The sequence below is a fragment of the Pseudoalteromonas sp. MER144-MNA-CIBAN-0113 genome, assembly GCF_040308965.1.
In the GTDB taxonomy this organism is placed as follows: Bacteria; Pseudomonadota; Gammaproteobacteria; order Enterobacterales; family Alteromonadaceae; genus Pseudoalteromonas; species Pseudoalteromonas tetraodonis.
In genome coordinates this window covers 1-1,160 of sequence record NZ_JBEOOG010000173.1, presented here as the reverse complement: position 1 = coordinate 1,160, position 1,160 = coordinate 1, and the positions used below count along the sequence as shown (strand labels likewise).

Here is a 1,160-nt window from a genome sequence, read left to right as displayed (position 1 = left end):
CAAAATAGGAACTCGGCTATGGTTAATGCATCAATAAAAATAAATTAAAAACGAGTTATTCTACAGGCTCGTTATGTTTTCATTCAAACTTGGAGTAAACCTTGAGCAATAATGGAAGAGAGTATGAAAATTTTGTAGCTGCTTTGCATCAAGCTCTATTCGATTCTGAAAAATGGACAGAGTTAAAAAATATTAAAATTGAACAAAGTAAGAAGATTAATGATAATTTTGGCATAGCTCGAGAGTTTGATCTTTATTGGGAATATGAGTTTGCTGGAATAACATATAAAACCGTTATCGAGTGTAAAGATTACGCATCAAAAGTGAGTATTGAAAAAATTGATGCACTTCTGGGGAAAATACGTGATATACCAGATTTAAAACCAATTTTTGCGACGAAAACGGGGTACCAGTCTGGTGCAAAAACTAAAGCTTTGAATAACAAAGTTGAATTGTTAATTGTTCGCGAGCAAAATGATTCAGACTGGATGCTTGAAGATGGTACTCCATTAATAAAGCAGGTAAATATTGATATACATGCAATTTCTGCAGCGAGTATCACCTCTTTTAACACTAAAATGGATGGTAAATGGATCAAAGAAAATACAAATCTTGATACAAGCAGTGGCAATCTGCAATTAAGCATGCAAAATGATCAAACAGTTATTGAAGATGTAGGGAGAAATGATAAGTATTCTTTAAAAGAGCTTGAAGAGCGCTTAGGGCAAGGTACTGATACAAATTTCGGTGAACGTAGTTTATCACTAAAATTTGATGAGGCGTACCTACACTGCGATGATCTGAAATTAAAACTGAAGGAAGTTGACCTAACCTATTACATACCAAAGCCAATTCATCAACCTATGCACATTGATTTTTCAAAGGAACTAGTAGGTGTAATCGAGTATTTAGGTAAAAGTTCAAAGACTGCAATATTTAAAGATCATGTGGTTAAAGGTTGGAGCGTGAAAACATAACTATAAGCGCTTTAAACGGAACAGTTAGTTAGGTTCCGCTTCGCTCCATAATTTAGCCAACAATTTTTGTCCGCTTAAGCGGGCGATGTACCAATGTCCGCAATTGGCCCAGACTGTGTAAAAACTAATTTTTAATAAATTGTCTTGGGTATGTTCTTAGTTTAAAACCATCTAGGATGGTTG

The 1,160-nt window shown here is 34.6% G+C and carries 1 protein-coding gene; it reads left to right on the top strand.

Annotated elements, in window-relative coordinates; translation table 11 throughout:
• Nucleotides 1-101 precede the first annotated feature (101 nt).
• A complete protein-coding gene (locus AAEY57_RS19235; RefSeq protein ID WP_350608577.1) occupies nucleotides 102-977 on the top strand; it encodes a restriction endonuclease in 876 nt (291 codons plus the stop codon).
• Nucleotides 978-1,160 lie beyond the last annotated feature (183 nt).